Genomic DNA, 16,314 nt, shown 5'->3' on the forward strand with positions numbered 1-16,314 from the left:
AGAGGTTTGTGTTAGCAAGTATGTGAATAAGCACCTGGGACCGGCAAAAACCAAATCGAGTACAGATCATCCCCTCAGAGGATACACTTATAGCGTATGGGCAGCTGCTGCACAAACTCTATACGGGTATACCAAAAAAAGAATGCTGATAATCAATGGTCTGCTCTTCAAAAAAAGTCCTGCACTCTGCTCAACTATACTCAACTCAACTATACTCTGCTTCACTCGGCTAACTACACTATACATGATGGCGGCGGTTCATGACAACCCCGCATAGATAATTTATTACTTGCCTTGTGAGAGATCGGGACGAAGCCGCTGGGCTTCATTCAGATACACATGGCGGATGTCCCGCTGTGATTTATCCGTATTAACCTGGACCATCAGGCGGATGCACTGCGGCAGGCTGCCTTTGACCGGAATCTCTACGGAACACATCAGCGGCACCATTTCCCAGCCTTCAATCTCACGGATGGCACGCGCCGGAAAAGTGGCGTCCAGGTCTGCGGTCATCGTGATCCACACACTGCAGATATCCTCGGCGATAACATCGTTGCGCTCAACAATTTCCCTCAGCAGCACAACAGTCTCGCTTAAAATTTCAGTTTCCTCATTCTTCGTTACGGTTGTTGCACCGCGTATCCCCCGGTTCACCATGGGCTTTCCTCCTTCTTGAGCTGGGCGATAACCCCGCGCACATCACTTGCCTGCACATCGCCCACAATACTGACAGCGCCGATGTCGTCCGGCACGATAAAGGTCATTCTGCCTTCCTTGAACTTCTTGTCATGCATCATGGCTTCCATCAGCTCATCCTCATCGTATTCCACCGGCAGTCTGATCGGTAGAGACAACGCGGTGAGCATAGATACCGTATCTTCATAGATCGCTCTGTCCCGGCCCAGCTTCGCGGCCAGCAGGGCTGAACCGGCCATTCCAATAGCAATAGCCTCACCATGAAGAAATACGCCATAGCCGCCTACTGCTTCAATAGCATGTCCAATGGTATGTCCCAGGTTCAGAATTGCACGCTGCCCCTGCTCCGTCTCATCATTGCAGACAACGTCAGCCTTGATCGCACAGCCGCGTTCCAGCGCGTAACCCAGAGCCTCCGGGTCCAGGGCAAGCAGCTCTCCGGCATGCTCACGGCACCAGTACGCGAACACTTTGTCAAGGATCAGACCATGCTTCACAACCTCAGCCAGTCCCGAAGCAACCTGCCGTGGAGGAAGTGTAGCAAGGGTGTCCAGATCGTACAGCACCATGGACGGCTGATAGAAGGCGCCAAGCATATTCTTGGCCAGCGGATGGTTGACCGCAACCTTGCCGCCTACACTGCTGTCGTGGGCGAGAATCGTGGTGGGAATCTGCATGAATCCGATTCCCCGCATATAAGAGGCGGCGACGAATCCGGCCAGATCCCCTACTACTCCCCCGCCAAGCGCCAGCACTGCAGAGCTGCGGTCCAGCCCGCCCTGAATGGCTGTCGTAATGACCTCTTCATAGACGGCCAGAGATTTGGAAGCTTCACCAGCCTGAATTACATGGCTGACCACCGTATATCCGCTGCCGCGCAGGGAAGCCTCTACCTGATTCAGATAACGCGGAGCCACTTCACTGTCCGTGACAACCAGCAGCGGACTGCGCTGCGGGAAACCGGCTTCTATGCAGCGTTCACCAATATTCTGCAGCAGTCCGCTGCCGATATAAATAGGATAAGAGCGTTCGCCCAGAGCTACCGTAATGCTGCGCATCTTAATAGCTCTCCAGCTGCGCCAGGTAATTATTATAGTTGGCTTGGATCTCTTCCATTGAATCGCCGCCGAATTTATCCAGGAAAGCCTTGGCAATCTCCCAGGCCACCACATTCTCCAGTACGACACAGGCTGCCGGAACTGCGCAGGCATCCGAACGCTCCACCTGGGCAGTGAACGGTTCCTTCGTATCAATATCTACGCTTTGCAGCGGCTTATACAACGTCGGAATCGGCTTCATCACTCCACGGACCACCACCGGCATTCCGTTGGTCATTCCGCCTTCGAAACCGCCCAGCCGGTTGCTTGCCCGGTAGTATCCCTGTGATGCTTCATACATAATCTCGTCATGAACCTGTGAGCCGCGCAGCTTGCCGGCCTCGAAGCCGATGCCGATCTCCACACCTTTGAAGGCATTAATCGACATAACGGCTCCGGCGATGGCTCCATCGAGCTTGCGGTCAGACTGCACATGACTGCCAAGGCCGACCGGCAGACCCTCGACAATACATTCCACAATCCCGCCGATGGAGTCGCCTTCTTCCTTGATCTTGTCTATGTAAGCCTCCATCTTCTGTTCCGTCTCTTTGTCGACGACTCTCACAGAGGACTCTTCGGTCTGCACGATCAGCTCATCTACCGGGAGCTGGTTGGCAGGTGCTTCGATTTCACCGATACGGATCACTTGTCCGGCAATCTTCACCCCGAATGCCGCCAGCAACTGGCGGGCTACTGCGCCTACCGCAACCCGGGCAGCCGTTTCACGGGCGCTGGAGCGCTCCAGTACATTGCGCAGATCCGTAAGGTTATACTTCAAGCCGCCGTTCAGGTCGGCATGTCCGGGACGCGGACGGTTGACCCGGCGCTTCTCCTCATCACTGCCTGGAATCGGCTCGATATTCATGATGTTCTTCCAATGCGTCCAGTCCTTGTTCTCCACCACCAGGGCAACAGGAGCACCCGTTGTGGAACCATGGCGCACGCCGCCTACAATCTCGGCGGTATCCTTCTCAATCTGCATCCGGCGTCCGCGGCCGTAGCCCTTCTGTCTCCGGTGCAGCTGGAAATTAAGCTCTTCGAAATCAAGTGTCAAATTGCTGGGCAATCCCTCAATAATGGCTGTAAGCTGGGGGCCGTGCGTTTCCCCCGCTGTTAAATAGCGTAAACTCATGCTGCGTTCCCCCTTCACACTTTTAGACTGTAAACCGCTAAAATGTTAAATGTCTTTGCTTATTATAGTATAGGCCATCGGCTTTGACAAGAAAGTGATCACCTTCAAGAGCTACTCTATTCCTGAACAAGAATAGCGCCGCTCCTGCTCTTTCGAGCAGAAACGGCGCTGCTGTGCATCCCCGCCCTAAGAGCCTGTCTCCAGCTGCCGGTCACCCGGTGCGGGAGGCAGGCTGCCGGTTCTGCCCTCCTCCGCTGCAAGCAGGCTCTGCAGCTGCAGCTCCTCAATCCCGAGAACCTGTCCGCATTCGCGGACTGTGAGGAAGCCGCGTCGATACGCGGCTATAACCTTGCTTTTGTCCATCTAATATAACGACCTTTCACTTGGCATACGGTTTCTACTCTTCAGTATCACTGAAAAGAAGTTAAAGTATACCTGTAGTGACAGGCAATGCGGATAAGCAGCAGCTGCCTACTTCTTGCGGTAGAAGAAGGTTTCTGTAGATTCGAAGCCATACTGCGCAGGCGTGAAAATCTGTTCCGTGCTGCCCACGAACAGATAGCCGCCGGGACGCAGGCTGGCCGAGAATTTGTGATACAGCTTATTCTTGGCTTCTTCTGTGAAATAGATCATTACATTCCGGCAGATGATCAGGTCGAAGCCTTCATCAAACTTATCGAGCAGCAGATTCTGCTTGCGGAAATCGATACTCTTCTTCAGTCCTTCACTGACCTTGAACACTGGTCCCTCCGGAGTGAAATACCGGTCAGCCACATCTTTAGGGACATCTTTCAAGGAGCGCTCCAGATATAACCCCTGCTTCGCTTTGGCCAACGCCCCGTCATCAATATCCGTTGCCAGAATACCGGTCTGGGCCAGAATATTCTTGTCTGACAGGATCATCGCAAGGGTATATGGTTCTTCTCCGGTAGAGCAGGCGGCACTCCACAGCTTCAGTCTGCGGCCGGAACGCTGAAGATCAGGCAGAATAACATCCCTTAATACTTCCCAGCGGTTCGGATTACGCCAGAATTCGGAGACATTAATGGTCATCCGGTCGAGAAATTCATAGAATAAAGCCTTGTCCTTCATCATTGCGGCATAAAAATCACTAAAAGAATTGTAACCGTTCTTCATGCGGAGCGTCGTAAGACGCCGCTTCATCTGCGCTTCCTTATACTGGGCGAGATCAATTCCGGTGCTCTGTTTGACATTATGAATAAATCCGGTGTAATCCGGGTCTGGGGTTAATGCGGGTTCTTCACGTTCTGCCATAAATATTCTCCTGTCTTCCGCCGGACCTTACATCCAGACTGAGATGTCTTTGTTATACTGGGCCAGTTCAGACGGAGCAAAGAAATTGGCAATTTCACGTGCTGCGCTTTCCGGCGAGTCTGATCCGTGGATCAAATTAAGCGGGGTGTGGCTGGCATAGTCACCGCGGATCGTTCCCGGCAATGCCTCGCCCACTTTGGTTTTGCCTATCAGCAGACGCGACAGCGCTACGACATCATCGCCTTCCCATACCATGGCAAACACAGGACCGGAGGTGATAAAGCCTACCAGTTCCGGGAAGAAATATTTACCTTCATGCTCTGCGTAGTGCTTCTTGGCTTGTGCTTCTGTAATGATAATCAGCTTCGCCGCAACCAGCTTGAATCCCTTATCCTCCAGGCGGGCGACAATACGCCCGATCAATCCGCGTTGTACACCGTCCGGTTTGATCATCAGATACGTTTGTTCCATAGAGTCACTCTCCATTTCCCTAATTCTTAATGAATGCTAGGTTTGTCTATACGGGATTGCATAATCAGGTTGTTCATTTTCTGATATTATCAGAAACCTCGGCATCTGTGAACGCTTAATCTGCGGAAGCTGCCAGATTAATAAGCGCGTCCTGTGACAAAAAAGGCGATGTCCCGCAGATTACGTTTGGTCCGGTTGCCCGGGAGCTGCTCCAGCGCCTCCAGCGCCTTGGCGATGTAACGGGAAGCCAGCTCCTCCGCACGGGCAATTCCGTCCCCGGAAAGGATCAGGTCGATTGCACGGCCAACCCCGCCATTCCCCGCGCGGATCAGTTCCAGCTCTTCCATCAGTCCTTCGCGCAGCCTTGAGTCCTGCAGGCTGTAAATCACCGGCAATGTAATGTTGCCCTGGCGCATATCGCTGCCCGGCGGCTTGCCGATTTGCTTCTCCGTTCCGGAAAGATCGAGCAGATCATCACGGATCTGAAACGCCATCCCCACGTTGTATCCGTAATTATAGAGCAGCCTTGCTGTCTCCGGCTCTGCTTCTGCAGCCAGGGCGCCGAGCTGACAGCTGACGGCTATTAGCAGTGCTGTCTTGCGGCGGATTCTCCGCAGGTAATGACGCACGCTCTGCCCGCTGTTGAAGAAATCACGAATCTGCTCCATCTCTCCGATCGACATCTCCACCATAGCTTTGGAGAGAATCTGATGAATCCGGGGATTCTTCAGCTCCGAAGTCATGACCAGTGCCTTGGCATAGATATAGTCACCGGTATACATGGCGATCTTGTCGCCCCACTTCGCCTTGACGGTGGGCTCCCCCCGCCGGAGTTCAGCATCGTCGATGACATCATCGTGGACAAGGGAGGCGCTATGTATCAGCTCCAGCGGAATCGCTACACGCTTCAGCTTGTCGAGGTCATACTGTCCGAATTTGCCGCCCATGAGGACAAATACCGGACGAAGGCGCTTGCCTCCCGCCTTGAGCAGGTGCAGCGAGGTTTCTGTCAGCAGGTCATCATCACCCTGGACACTGCGGTACAGTTCCTTTTCAATCTGATCCATATCTTTGTTCAGCAAGCCGAATATTTGCATTCGCTTCATTCTTTCACCCGTGTCAGCAGATTGTGGCTCCAAAGCTCCATCTTCACTTCCTGCGGCAGCAGGCCCATTTCATAGGCATAGCGGAAATAGAGGTTCAGACCTTCCTGCTGCCTTTCCCCAAAGTCATAACATAAATTACGGAAGTAATCGTTCCAATAGGATGCCGTACCTCCGATGGTGCAGCGGGCTTCATGTGTAATTGGCGCCAGATCGCGCAGGCCGCGCCTTTTGCTGACAGCGAAGGCTTCCGCAATCTCGGCAATCGCTTCCGGATTACGCAAAGCAGCCCTGCGGTTAACTGCCCAGACGGCAAAAGTCATGCTAAGTCCGGTCCATTCCTTCCAGAGCTCGCCCAGATCCGTTACGTAATATCCCTGATCCTGCCAGGATGCCCGGATGGCATGATCCCCGATCAGCAGACCGGCATCTGCCTGATTCATCATTTCGTTCAGATCAGGAGGGACACTGATATATTCAGGGGTGGCACCTATAGCCTTGTCCATCAGAATTTTCAGCAGATTGACAGAAGTGGCCGATGTATTCGTTACGGCGATCCTGCCGCTGCCGATAGACTGCACCGGCATTCTTGAGAAGAGCAGGATCGATTTGACCGGCCCGTCAGCACTGACGGACAGATCCGGAAGCAGCAGAAGCCGGTCGCTGGCCGCTGCGTACGCGAAGGAGGATAATGCGCCTACATGTATGCTCCCGTCGGCCATGCCTTGATTGAGAATGGCGGGCACTTCACTCACCATCTCTGCCGGGAAGCTTAGAGAAGAAGGATGGAAATTATGAAATACCGGCCATGAATTGGTGTAACTGATTTTACCGATAACGGTGTGCTCTGGATGTGTCATCCTTCATTCCCCCCATCTGCGAAATAAAGTATGTTCAATATTAAAGCTGTCCAGCACTTTGCCTACCATGAAATTAATCAGATCATCGATTGTTGCGGGTCCAAAATAAAACGCCGGCATCGCCGGGATAAGCTTGACTCCCATCCGGGACAGCTTCAGCATATTCTCCAGGTGAATCGCGTGCAGCGGTGTCTCCCGGGGAACAAGCACCAAGGGGCGCCCTTCCTTCAGCATGACATCCGCAGCCCGCGTCATCAGATTATCAGAACTGCCCTGCGCTACAGCAGACAGTGTTCCCATCGAGCAAGGCATAATGATCATCCCTTCCGTCCGGAAGGAGCCGCTGGCAATTGAAGCACCAATATCTGCGATAGGGTGATACAGAAGAGAACCGGGATAGCTGCTGAACCGCCCGTCCAGAAACCCTTCCCGGTCTGAGGCCGTGAAGCCTAATTCTTCTTTGAAGACGCGCCAGCCAGCATTGCTAACCACCAGATGTACCGTGTAACCGAGCGAGAGCAGGGTTTCTGTAAGCCGGATGCCGTAGATCCCGCCGCTCGCGCCGGTAATGCCAACCACGAAATTTTTGGGCTTAAGCTCGGTCATTTGTAGAACTGCACCACCAGGTCAATCAGAGTAAAGGAAAAGACTACAATACTAAGCACCCCGTTCATTGTGAAAAACGCCGTCTGCAGTTTACTGAGGTCGCTCGGGGATACGATATAATGCTCATAAAATAAAATAATGTAGGCAATCAGCATACCTGCCACATACCACCAGCTCAATTCGGTAATAAAGAGCAGCGATACAAATCCGATTCCCGTAAGCAGATGAAACACCTTGGCAATAAGAAGCGCACGGGCAACTCCGAAGCGGACAGGAATAGAGTACAGTCCTTCCTTAAGATCGAATTCCACATCCTGGCAGGAATAAATAATATCAAAACCCGCTGTCCAGAAGACGATAGTGAAATAGAATACCATGGAGGTCCAGTCTACAGTGCCCGTAACCGCAACCCAGCCGCCGAGCGGCGCAAGCGCGATCGTAAGACCGAGAATCAGGTGGCAAGCCCAGGTGAAGCGTTTCGTGAACGAATAGAACACCAGCAGGAAAACAGCAATCGGCAGCAGCTTCGCTGACAGCGGATTCAGCTTAAAAGCAGCCCAGAACAGCAAAAAGAACGAGAAGGCGATAAATAACGATACTTCTCCAACCTTCAGCAGTCCTGCAGGAATCGCTCTCCCGGCTGTCCGGGGATTCTTCGCATCGCTGATCCGGTCGATCAGCCGGTTAAGTCCCATAGCCGCGCTGCGTGCACCGAACATGGCAATCACAACCCAGCCGATCTGGCTCCAGGAAGGCAGTTCACCAAACATTACAACCGATCCGAGCAAAGCGCCCATAAAAGCAAAGGGTAGAGCAAAAACCGTATGTTCAAATTTAATCATTTGTAGAAAGATGCCGATTTTCTTAAACATTGCTGTTCTCCTTGAGCCCAATATGTAATGCCGCGATGCCGCCGGTCAAGGGGAAAGATTCCACTTTTTGCAAGCCGGTTTCACGGAAGATCACTGCCAGCTGCTCTCTGTCCGGGAACAGGGCGAGTGACTCGGGAAGCCACTTATATTGCTCATACCGCTTGGCAAAAAGCTTGCCGAGCAACGGAAGCACACGCTGGAAATAGAAAAAATAAATTCCTTTGAACGGCTGCTTCATCGGCTTCGAAAGCTCCAGGCACACCACCATACCGCCCGGCTTCACCACACGCTTCATTTCGTTCAGCACTTGAACGGGATCAGGCACATTGCGGAGTCCGAAGCCAATCGTCGCATAATCGAAGGAATTATCACCGAAGGGCAGATCCATCGCATTGCCCTGAATCAGGGATATCCGGTCCTGGAGTCCGCGCCCCTCTACCTTGCGCTTGCCGACCTCCAGCATGCCCGCACTGAAATCCAGTCCCATGACACAGCCGGTCTCACTGGCCTCAGCCAGGGCGATGCTCCAGTCGCAGGTCCCGCAGCACAGATCCACTGCCGAATCCCCGCGCTTCATGTTCATCTTGCGCATTGTAAACTTGCGCCACGCTTTGTGGCGGCGGAAGCTTAAGATATCATTCATCAAATCGTATTTGCCGGCAATGCTCTCAAATACGGAATGTACGAATTGTTCTTTCGGCTTGATGCCTTGGTCACCCATAACGGAAGTTTTATCTACAGTCATCCTCTAACCCTCCACGGCAGCTTGTCCGGAAATTTTCATTTGCAGAAGAAGGCGGTCCAGCGCAGCACTCAGCTCACTGATCAGTTCCTCGTCCTTGATACCCTGCAGCAAGCCCTGAATGGACTCAAGCGATGCATGCAGCTTGTCTGTCAGCAGGGCATCACATTTGCTTCTTAGCTTAAGCTTCTTCCAGTCCCTGCTATCCAGCTCCTGCTGTCCCAGCAGCTGGCGCTCCTCTTCTGTCGCCGACTCCAGCACCTTCCAGTAGCAGTAGCCTTCCAGAGCACTTACTGGGTCTGCGCCGCGGCGCAGCTCCTGCGTTACGGTTTCGCACTGGCTGAACTCCACCAGCAGCTTTTCCCAGCTATCCCGGAGCGGCTCCTCAATCATCGGTGTAAAAGAAAGAAACAGCCTCATATTGAGCTGTACCGTGTGCTTCAAATATTGTTCGGCTGTGAAAAGCAGCCCTTTCATCTTGCCGTAAAGATTAGCCTTCATCACATTAAAATCAGCGATAGCCGTACTTAGAATACCCACCATCTCAATTTGTTCGTGTTTGGCGAGCAGGTGATAGAACCAGCTGCTGAAGTAATCGCCGGCCAGCACCTTAAGCTGGCGGGAACGCATCATATCACCGCCGGGCTCATCATGATAACGGTCTATGCTCTCATGTGTGTCCAGCCCGAGCTGCACAAGCCCGGTCACCAGAGTGAACAGCTCTCCACTCTGGAATCCGGCACTCCGGCCGTGACCCAGAAAAATATATAACAAATGACCCCGCCCGTCTGAGAACGGCGGCAATTCCGTATGCCGCTGAATCATGTCGTAGTCGGTGTAGGGTTTAGCCAGTTGCGGTATGCGGTACGGTTTCATTTCAGCCTCCGAAGCCATTGACGTTTGACTATATCTTTGTTCACAATCTTGTCTATTATATCACATGTTTTTTGGTCACGCACGGTCGTGCATTCTAGTTTCTTTTACCCACTTCAGGGATAAATGAACTGTTTTTTCCACAGCTCGCTTTCACTAATGCGGAAGCCGTTCTTCAGCGAATCGGGCAGCGGGGAATTGCCGGCATTCTGCAGCTCATCCTGCAGCCGGGGAGACCATTCCGCCCGGCGGATGTCACCAGCCAGCAGCAGGCGGCGGGTATCCAGCCATTTATCCTCGGCCACCACACGGAGCAGCAGCTGATCGGTATTGCCGGTCTCCTGAAAGGCAAACGCAATCGCCAGCGCCATGTTCTGATACAGCTCCTGCGGTTCATGGTCATTGCCGGTCACCTTAAGATCCAGAGTTAACACCTGGTCCTTCCAGCCCGCCTTGTCTATAACCAGGCTAAAGGGAATCTCCCCGAGCCTATCTACCAGATTGTCATCGCCCAGAACGGTGCTGTCCCGGCTTATAGTCTCCACTGTACCATAGGCGCCCTGGGGGGCTGCCCCGAGACTGGCGAGCTGAGGCAGCAGCATAGTAGATGCCGCGGTCAGCAGCAAGACAGTTCCAATCAGCCAGCTACGGTTCATGACAAGCCCCCTTACTCAGAATTTCCGCTGCGCAGCAGGATTATACTGAACCACTGACAGTCCTATATCTAGTTATATTTTGAAAAAAAGCAGGCTATGCCTGCTTCTCAGCTTTCACTCTCTAATTGTCCGTGTTTGCTCCAGATTTCAGCTTTCCCGCGGATTTTCATTGCTGAGGTATGATCTGTGAATTGGGCAATGAGGACTTCGCCTTTATCAAGCTTCTCCGTATGGTGAAAGCGTGTATCCAGGCCCCTTGTCAGTCCGATGACCTGAACTCCGTTCTCTTTGGCTTTGATTACGATATAATCGCTGCCTGATGGTGCAGGATTCACTTCATTGTGCTTCTCAGTCATTTGTGATCCTCCTTAAAGTATGGTAAGCCTAAGCTTCTAAAAAACAAATGCCGCCTTGGAGGGCGGCATAGTTGTTATTCAAAGACTATGGGATAGATATGTAGAAATCTCTATTTGATTCCGTCTTTCAGCGCTTTACCGGGTTTGAATGCCGGTACCTTGCTCGAAGGAATTTCGATTTCTTCACCAGTCTGCGGGTTACGGCCTTTACGTGCGGAACGTTCGCGCACTTCAAAGTTTCCGAATCCAACCAGCTGTACTTTATCTCCGCTTTGCAGTGCACCTGTGATAGCTTCGAAAACGGCATCTACCGCTTTAGTAGCATCTTTCTTGGGAAGTTCAGTTGCTTCTGTAACTACGTTGATCAAATCTGATTTGTTCATGTTTTCTCACCTCCCTGGGCAAATTTCCGGTATCATACACTGTTTCCGTTTCAACGCAAAATATACGTGATAATCCCGTTTATTACTGGATACTGGCGCCTCTCTTCAAGAAGCGCAACAAACTTATAGTAATACAGCCCACCCATAATTTCAAGGCGTTACTCAAAAAAGGAGCAGAAAGTAGCATGTTTCCACATGTTTTCGGGGTTTCGCGCAGTCTATTACTACCAATTATTCCGTAAAATCGGAGTCTTTCCTGGGAGATTCCCCCTTTTGCCCGCCGCTAAGCTATCCTCAAAATCTTAAAATCAGCAGCAAAAAAGAGCGGAAATTCTTCCGCTCTTATCGCTAGGCCTGCTTACATTTAGAGAATTATGGCAATCAGTCCGCCTGAACCTTCGTTAATAATCCGGCCCAGCGTTTCCTGCAGCTTATAGCGGGCATTATCCGGCATCATGGCAATCTTGCCCTGGATGCCCTCACGGACGATGGAATGCAGGGAACGGCCGAAGATATCCGATTCCCAGATCTTGATTGGGTCATTCTCAAAGTCCTGCATCAGGTAACGCACCAGCTCTTCACTCTGCTTCTCTGTGCCGATAATCGGCGAGAATTCAGATTCGACATCGACCCGGATCATATGGATCGAAGGTGCTGTAGCCTTCAGCCGGACCCCGAAGCGGGAGCCCTGACGGATCAGCTCAGGCTCATCCAGAGCCATCTCGGCCAGGGATGGGGCTGCTATACCATAACCTGTAGTTTTGACCATCTCCAGAGCTTCTGAGAAGCGGTCATACTCACGTTTGGCATGGGAGAAGTCCTGCATCAGCTGGAGCAGATGGTCTTTGCCGCGGATCTCCACGCCGACCACCTCCATGAGAACCTGATCATACAGCTCTTCAGGAGCATATAGATCGATCTCCGCTACCCCCTGGCCCATGTTCATGCCGCTGAGGCCAGCCCTGTCAATGAAATCATATTCTGTAAACTGGGAGACGAGCCGGTCCACATCCCGCAGGCGGCGGATATCCTTCACCGTATCGCGGACAGAATTCTCATAGCTGCTGCGCAGCCAGTGATTCTCGCCCAGCACCATAACCCAGCTCGGCAGATTGACATTAACTTCATGTACCGGGAATTCATACAGCACTTCACGGAGTACCCCGGTCACATCATCTTCCGTCATATTGGCGGCGCTGAGTGTCATTACCGGAATATCATATTTGAGTGCGAGCTCGTTGCGCAGCTGCTGTGCTTCCTCACTGCGCGGCCGGGTGGAGTTGATTACAAGCACAAACGGCTTGCCAACCTCCTTCAGCTCAGCAATGACGCGCTCTTCGGAATCCACATACGAGTTCCGGGGAATTTCAGCAATCGTACCGTCGGTTGTCACTACCACACCGAGTGTGGAATGCTCCTGAATCACTTTGCGTGTGCCGATCTCAGCCGCTTCCTGGAACGGAATCGGTTCCTCAAACCACGGTGTTGAGATCATACGCGGACCATTCTCATCCTCGTAGCCTTTGGCACCTTCTACCGCATAACCTACACAATCGACCAGCCGGACATTGACTTCCAGGCCTTCCGCCACCTTGATCTGCACCGCGTTATTCGGTACAAATTTGGGCTCAGTGGTCATAATTGTTTTGCCCGCCGCACTTTGCGGCAGTTCATCCACCGCTCTTACCCGGTCCGCTTCACTTGTGATGTTCGGAAGAACAATCGTTTCCATGAACCGTTTGATGAATGTCGATTTCCCCGTGCGAACCGCGCCGACGACGCCGAGATAAATGTCTCCGCCGGTACGCTCGGCAATGTCCTTGAAAATATCCACTTTTTCCAAAAGAGATCCCCTCCTCATATTACTCCGAAGAAAAAATGCCTGAAGAGCATCGACTTCGCGTTCCGCCGGCAAACTGACCCTTGCAGGACAACCACCGGACTAAGCTTTGCCCGCCCGAAGCCTAGCTACTGCCTGAGGCGGAACATGTTGCCCCGCGCTAAACTCCGAATGCTCGGACATGCATTTGGACTAGTATCATCATATGTATCCAGAACGGATTTATGACCCTCGTCCGTGCATTTTGCAGCTGAAATTTTGTATGCCCGCTCTAGCACGCCAATGCGTCACGACGCCCGGAAGTCTTCTCATCAATCCTATGAAGCCGGGTTTTCGCCTAGAACCACTATATGGTTTGACTCAGGTATTTTGTTTTGAGTGCACGCTCTAACTGTATTTTGTGCAACTAAAGCGGTCGATTAGCATGCTGCTAGAGCTTTAATTGTATTTTCTACATCTAAAAATCCCCATAACACGAAAAGAGGGCTTTCCGCTAATTTTAGTTGTACAAAATACAGTTAATCTGAAAAATCCGTTTTTTCACCGTCTTTTAACTGCACGAAATACAACTAAACGCCGTGCACTCCAAACTATTTACGCCTTGATCCACCAGGTTGCCGCTGCGGACTGCCAAAATAATCAGTAAATCCGTGGACAGCTGCCGGGGGAGCGAATCTAACAGCGGTGCTTACACTGAATAAATTCTGTAAAAATATAAAAAAGCACCGGAATTATAATCCGGTGCTGATCTAAAGCTTCTATTCCGTCGGAGCCTGCGGAACCGGCTGGCTGTCAACCCACAAATAAGGCAATGACTTAACGGGCACGTAATACGACGCCTGCTCCAGCTCCAGACGCAAGTCGCGGTCTGCCTCAGGCGCCCCGCCATTCTTATCTATAGCTGAGCTGATATCCGCACCGTAATCGGCATATACCGTACCGTCCTTGTCCATAAGGAACTGCAGGGCCTGGCCGGAATACACACTGTTCAGCTTAATAGACGCTGTTCCCGCCTTCTTGGCATCAATTGCAGAGAGGCCCGGATACACTTCTTCTTCCGCCGGCAGTTCTCCACCATGTGCGGACTTGTAGAGGTTAACCTTGCGCTGTACATCGTTAACCTTCTGCACGGTCACCAGGTCCATCAGCTTCACCTGAGGATCACTTTCTTCGTCCAGAATCAGAAAATACGCGCTGCCGCCCTTCTCAAAAGCCGCTGCCGGTATTTCATCCAGGTACCCTGCCTGCTGCAGCTTATTCAGATCGACCACGAATTTCTCATATCTTGGCGTTGCTTCATCGCTGGTCTTAATCGGAAGCAGGCCTTCCTGCTCCTGATAGTCATCTACCGCTGCCTGCACCCGCTTCACACTCTCGCGGTACCCGTTGCCGGGCTGCCGCTGCTCAGAATCCCCGGGATACATGCAGCCGCCAAGTGACCATAGCAGCAGGGCAACCCAAAGCAGCAGGGCTGCTCTTCTCAGCGATCGCCGGCGTTTCACCTGATACATGGAGTTGATAAATACGCCCCCTTTCTCTGGTTATCTGCTAAGCCTTCCCAGTCACCATAAGTCCTCTGCTTCTCCACGGCGCGCAGCTTCCAGTCTGCGGCGTACGGCCGCCTTAAGCGGGTCCTCGGGAATGTGCACGCTCACATCCTCCCAGACAGCGGCCTGGCAGGCCAGACGGACGCCTTGATCCAGCAGGCTGCCCAGCTTGCGTCTCTCGGCCTCTGAAGGAGGTCTCAGCGCTGCTGACTCTCCGGGATCTATTGACACTTTGCACATCAGGCATCCGGCTTTACCGCCGCAGCGGGTGGGCAGAACGATTCCGGCTCTGTGTACAGCCTCAAGCAGCGATACTCCATGCGGCACGGAGACACGCCGGGTGTCGGGCAGGAAAGTGACATTTATTTTTTTATGAGGTGCCATGATGTTGTTCCTTCCTTGGTTCATCTTAAATCTCTATGGATGTGGATATCTCCAGCAATGCCTCCAGCTTCGCCTGCAGGTGATCTTCCAGATGGTTCTCTTGAATTAACTGATACAGCAGCGGCAGATGGGCGGCCATATCCTGTTTGATCAGCCCCGCAATTGCTTGGCAGCGCCCGTCCCTGCCCCGCAGCAGATTAAATATCAGCTCATGAACCACCGGCATCAGACGCACAAGGCCAATCCCTTCGTAATTGCGTACCGGGGCATACTGCTGCAGCATGCCGGCATCCACTGAATATTGCCATTCGCCGCTGCCCATTCTGAACCCGCCCACCAGTTCAACCTTGGCCTCCCCCATGAAATAGAGAGCGCGCAGTGAATAACAGCTTCCGCTGAAATCCTCTTCCGGCGGACTGACTGCATACCGGAGAAGGGATTGATGAAGCTGCCAGGTATCCTTCAGGTCGCAATAGACATCAATATCACGCGGCGGGACAGCCAGTTGGGCCCCGTGCAGCAGCAGCCCGCAGCTCCCTCCCAGAAGCCATACAGGGGGTTTGCCCAGCCCGTAGAATTCTAAATCTTCTACTATGCTGCCCAGCGCTGTCTCAAGTGCATAGGGGATTCCTGAACCGGTCATAGATCAACACACGCTCCATTCCTGTAAAATCATCAATCGATTCTGTCAGAAATACGTCTGTCTGAGTGTATTGTAAATGCTTACATAATTGAAGCGGCTCCGCCTAATATACCGATCAGCATAATCACAAATGCAAGTACGGATAGTACGCCTCTAAGCCAGCCTTTGGTCCTGCTGCGTGCAAATGTAATCAAAAAAACGGATAAACCCATAATCAGTACCGCAATCAGAGACAGCCACATTTTCGTCATCGGATCCATAGTCCATGCGCCCCCATTTCACTATACCCGGATTGCGACTATTATAGCGTGAAACCTTAGATATTATAAGTCTTTATATTAAAAAAAGAGCAAAAACCTCGGAATCTGGCTAGATTCCCGGGTTTTTGCCCTACACAAGCAGACAAGCAATTTGCCAGCCCTGGAGGGGTGGCTCCTATATGCATGATATGCTATTTTTTCAGCAGCATTTTCATTAAAGACTCCATCGAACCGGAACCCGCGCCGCCTTTTTTAACGGCATTGATGATTTCCTGCACGGTAGCTTCACTGACTGGCACTTTGGCCATTGCTGACACCTGCTTAATTAACTGGCGGAGCTGGGCTTCATTCTGCGTGGTGCCCGGCTTGACCGTCCCGGCCAGCTTCTTGATGGCACCTTCCGTAATGTTCTTGCCCGCCTTCTTGTTAATGGCGTTCAAAGCATCCTTGGAAAAATCTCTGCTCACTATTCATCCCTCCTCCGTCAATCCCCAATACAACATATGAGGCTCTCCGGC

The 16,314-nt window shown here is 52.2% G+C and carries 21 protein-coding genes; all 21 read right to left on the reverse strand.

What is annotated here, in order from left to right; all coding sequences use genetic code 11:
- Positions 1 to 285: 285 nt before the first annotated feature.
- Complete coding sequence (gene aroH, locus GC101_RS07065) at positions 286 to 657, reverse strand: chorismate mutase (RefSeq protein WP_171716677.1); 372 nt, start codon at positions 655 to 657, stop codon at positions 286 to 288.
- Positions 651 to 1,754, reverse strand: coding sequence for a 3-dehydroquinate synthase (aroB, locus tag GC101_RS07070; protein ID WP_171716678.1), 1,104 nt, complete (start codon positions 1,752 to 1,754; stop codon positions 651 to 653). Before aroB ends, aroH begins: the two co-directional genes overlap by 7 nt.
- Position 1,755: 1 nt before the next feature.
- A complete protein-coding gene (gene aroC / locus GC101_RS07075) occupies positions 1,756 to 2,925 on the reverse strand; it encodes a chorismate synthase (protein WP_171716679.1) in 1,170 nt (389 codons plus the stop codon).
- A 186-nt stretch (positions 2,926 to 3,111) separates the two neighbouring features.
- Positions 3,112 to 3,288 (reverse strand): hypothetical protein, encoded by a 177-nt coding sequence (locus GC101_RS07080; RefSeq protein ID WP_171716680.1) that lies wholly within the window; start codon positions 3,286 to 3,288, stop codon positions 3,112 to 3,114.
- A gap of 108 nt (positions 3,289 to 3,396) precedes the next feature.
- Positions 3,397 to 4,200, reverse strand: a complete 804-nt coding sequence (locus GC101_RS07085) for a CheR family methyltransferase (RefSeq protein WP_039301821.1) — start codon at positions 4,198 to 4,200, stop codon at positions 3,397 to 3,399.
- A 27-nt stretch (positions 4,201 to 4,227) separates the two neighbouring features.
- The gene (gene ndk / locus GC101_RS07090; protein ID WP_171716681.1) at positions 4,228 to 4,671 is read right to left on the reverse strand and encodes a nucleoside-diphosphate kinase; all 444 of its coding nucleotides are present in this window, start codon (positions 4,669 to 4,671) and stop codon (positions 4,228 to 4,230) included.
- A 137-nt stretch (positions 4,672 to 4,808) separates the two neighbouring features.
- Positions 4,809 to 5,777 (reverse strand): polyprenyl synthetase family protein, encoded by a 969-nt coding sequence (locus GC101_RS07095; protein ID WP_171716682.1) that lies wholly within the window; start codon positions 5,775 to 5,777, stop codon positions 4,809 to 4,811.
- Entirely contained in the window at positions 5,774 to 6,634 is an 861-nt protein-coding gene (locus GC101_RS07100) for a menaquinone biosynthetic enzyme MqnA/MqnD family protein (protein WP_171716683.1), read from the reverse strand. Before GC101_RS07100 ends, GC101_RS07095 begins: the two co-directional genes overlap by 4 nt.
- A gap of 3 nt (positions 6,635 to 6,637) precedes the next feature.
- Positions 6,638 to 7,240 carry a UbiX family flavin prenyltransferase gene (locus GC101_RS07105; RefSeq protein WP_076243346.1) on the reverse strand — a complete coding sequence of 201 codons (603 nt, stop codon included), beginning with the start codon at positions 7,238 to 7,240 and terminating at the stop codon, positions 6,638 to 6,640.
- The gene (locus GC101_RS07110; protein WP_039301813.1) at positions 7,237 to 8,112 is read right to left on the reverse strand and encodes a UbiA-like polyprenyltransferase; all 876 of its coding nucleotides are present in this window, start codon (positions 8,110 to 8,112) and stop codon (positions 7,237 to 7,239) included. Before GC101_RS07110 ends, GC101_RS07105 begins: the two co-directional genes overlap by 4 nt.
- Positions 8,105 to 8,833, reverse strand: a complete 729-nt coding sequence (locus GC101_RS07115; protein ID WP_039301884.1) for a demethylmenaquinone methyltransferase — start codon at positions 8,831 to 8,833, stop codon at positions 8,105 to 8,107. The genes GC101_RS07110 and GC101_RS07115 overlap by 8 nt, the downstream gene beginning before the upstream one ends.
- A 27-nt stretch (positions 8,834 to 8,860) precedes the next feature.
- Entirely contained in the window at positions 8,861 to 9,730 is an 870-nt protein-coding gene (locus GC101_RS07120) for a heptaprenyl diphosphate synthase component 1 (RefSeq protein WP_171716684.1), read from the reverse strand.
- 113 nt (positions 9,731 to 9,843) lie between these two features.
- Positions 9,844 to 10,383: a hypothetical protein gene (locus GC101_RS07125; RefSeq protein WP_171716685.1), complete on the reverse strand. Its 540-nt coding sequence runs from the start codon at positions 10,381 to 10,383 to the stop codon at positions 9,844 to 9,846.
- A gap of 107 nt (positions 10,384 to 10,490) precedes the next feature.
- Positions 10,491 to 10,739, reverse strand: a complete 249-nt coding sequence (gene mtrB / locus GC101_RS07130) for a trp RNA-binding attenuation protein MtrB (RefSeq protein ID WP_042138627.1) — start codon at positions 10,737 to 10,739, stop codon at positions 10,491 to 10,493.
- 110 nt (positions 10,740 to 10,849) lie between these two features.
- The gene (locus tag GC101_RS07135) at positions 10,850 to 11,122 is read right to left on the reverse strand and encodes an HU family DNA-binding protein (protein ID WP_019909963.1); all 273 of its coding nucleotides are present in this window, start codon (positions 11,120 to 11,122) and stop codon (positions 10,850 to 10,852) included.
- A gap of 364 nt (positions 11,123 to 11,486) precedes the next feature.
- Positions 11,487 to 12,965, reverse strand: a complete 1,479-nt coding sequence (gene spoIVA, locus GC101_RS07140) for a stage IV sporulation protein A (protein WP_039301803.1) — start codon at positions 12,963 to 12,965, stop codon at positions 11,487 to 11,489.
- 755 nt (positions 12,966 to 13,720) lie between these two features.
- The gene (locus GC101_RS07145; protein ID WP_171716686.1) at positions 13,721 to 14,473 is read right to left on the reverse strand and encodes a DUF3939 domain-containing protein; all 753 of its coding nucleotides are present in this window, start codon (positions 14,471 to 14,473) and stop codon (positions 13,721 to 13,723) included.
- A gap of 51 nt (positions 14,474 to 14,524) precedes the next feature.
- On the reverse strand, positions 14,525 to 14,893 hold the full coding sequence (locus tag GC101_RS07150) for a 2Fe-2S iron-sulfur cluster-binding protein (RefSeq protein WP_171716687.1): 369 nt from the start codon (positions 14,891 to 14,893) through the stop codon (positions 14,525 to 14,527).
- A 25-nt stretch (positions 14,894 to 14,918) separates the two neighbouring features.
- Complete coding sequence (locus tag GC101_RS07155) at positions 14,919 to 15,536, reverse strand: hypothetical protein (RefSeq protein WP_171716688.1); 618 nt, start codon at positions 15,534 to 15,536, stop codon at positions 14,919 to 14,921.
- 80 nt (positions 15,537 to 15,616) lie between these two features.
- Entirely contained in the window at positions 15,617 to 15,796 is a 180-nt protein-coding gene (locus GC101_RS07160; RefSeq protein ID WP_039301791.1) for a DUF2768 family protein, read from the reverse strand.
- Positions 15,797 to 15,987: 191 nt separating this feature from the next.
- Positions 15,988 to 16,263, reverse strand: coding sequence for a stage VI sporulation protein F (locus tag GC101_RS07165; protein WP_039301788.1), 276 nt, complete (start codon positions 16,261 to 16,263; stop codon positions 15,988 to 15,990).
- Positions 16,264 to 16,314 lie beyond the last annotated feature (51 nt).

Origin of the sequence: Paenibacillus phytohabitans, assembly GCF_013141775.1 — a bacterium.
Lineage (GTDB): Bacteria > Bacillota > Bacilli > Paenibacillales > Paenibacillaceae > Paenibacillus_AQ > Paenibacillus_AQ phytohabitans.

Bases quoted from the DNA above. Each gene is read 5' to 3' on its own strand.
- GC101_RS07080 (WP_171716680.1), bottom strand. From the start codon at position 3,288: ATGGACAAAAGCAAGGTTATAGCCGCGTATCGACGCGGCTTCCTCACA.
- mtrB (WP_042138627.1), bottom strand. From the start codon at position 10,739: ATGACTGAGAAGCACAATGAAGTGAATCCTGCACCATCAGGCAGCGAT.
- GC101_RS07115 (WP_039301884.1), bottom strand. From the start codon at position 8,833: ATGGGTGACCAAGGCATCAAGCCGAAAGAACAATTCGTACATTCCGTA.
- aroC (WP_171716679.1), bottom strand. From the start codon at position 2,925: ATGAGTTTACGCTATTTAACAGCGGGGGAAACGCACGGCCCCCAGCTT.
- GC101_RS07085 (WP_039301821.1), bottom strand. From the start codon at position 4,200: ATGGCAGAACGTGAAGAACCCGCATTAACCCCAGACCCGGATTACACC.
- GC101_RS07160 (WP_039301791.1), bottom strand. From the start codon at position 15,796: ATGGATCCGATGACGAAAATGTGGCTGTCTCTGATTGCGGTACTGATT.
- aroH (WP_171716677.1), bottom strand. From the start codon at position 657: ATGGTGAACCGGGGGATACGCGGTGCAACAACCGTAACGAAGAATGAG.
- GC101_RS07155 (WP_171716688.1), bottom strand. From the start codon at position 15,536: ATGACCGGTTCAGGAATCCCCTATGCACTTGAGACAGCGCTGGGCAGC.
- GC101_RS07150 (WP_171716687.1), bottom strand. From the start codon at position 14,893: ATGGCACCTCATAAAAAAATAAATGTCACTTTCCTGCCCGACACCCGG.
- GC101_RS07120 (WP_171716684.1), bottom strand. From the start codon at position 9,730: ATGAAACCGTACCGCATACCGCAACTGGCTAAACCCTACACCGACTAC.
- GC101_RS07145 (WP_171716686.1), bottom strand. From the start codon at position 14,473: ATGTATCAGGTGAAACGCCGGCGATCGCTGAGAAGAGCAGCCCTGCTG.
- GC101_RS07105 (WP_076243346.1), bottom strand. From the start codon at position 7,240: ATGACCGAGCTTAAGCCCAAAAATTTCGTGGTTGGCATTACCGGCGCG.
- GC101_RS07135 (WP_019909963.1), bottom strand. From the start codon at position 11,122: ATGAACAAATCAGATTTGATCAACGTAGTTACAGAAGCAACTGAACTT.
- GC101_RS07100 (WP_171716683.1), bottom strand. From the start codon at position 6,634: ATGACACATCCAGAGCACACCGTTATCGGTAAAATCAGTTACACCAAT.
- GC101_RS07095 (WP_171716682.1), bottom strand. From the start codon at position 5,777: ATGAAGCGAATGCAAATATTCGGCTTGCTGAACAAAGATATGGATCAG.
- GC101_RS07125 (WP_171716685.1), bottom strand. From the start codon at position 10,383: ATGAACCGTAGCTGGCTGATTGGAACTGTCTTGCTGCTGACCGCGGCA.
- GC101_RS07110 (WP_039301813.1), bottom strand. From the start codon at position 8,112: ATGTTTAAGAAAATCGGCATCTTTCTACAAATGATTAAATTTGAACAT.
- ndk (WP_171716681.1), bottom strand. From the start codon at position 4,671: ATGGAACAAACGTATCTGATGATCAAACCGGACGGTGTACAACGCGGA.
- aroB (WP_171716678.1), bottom strand. From the start codon at position 1,754: ATGCGCAGCATTACGGTAGCTCTGGGCGAACGCTCTTATCCTATTTAT.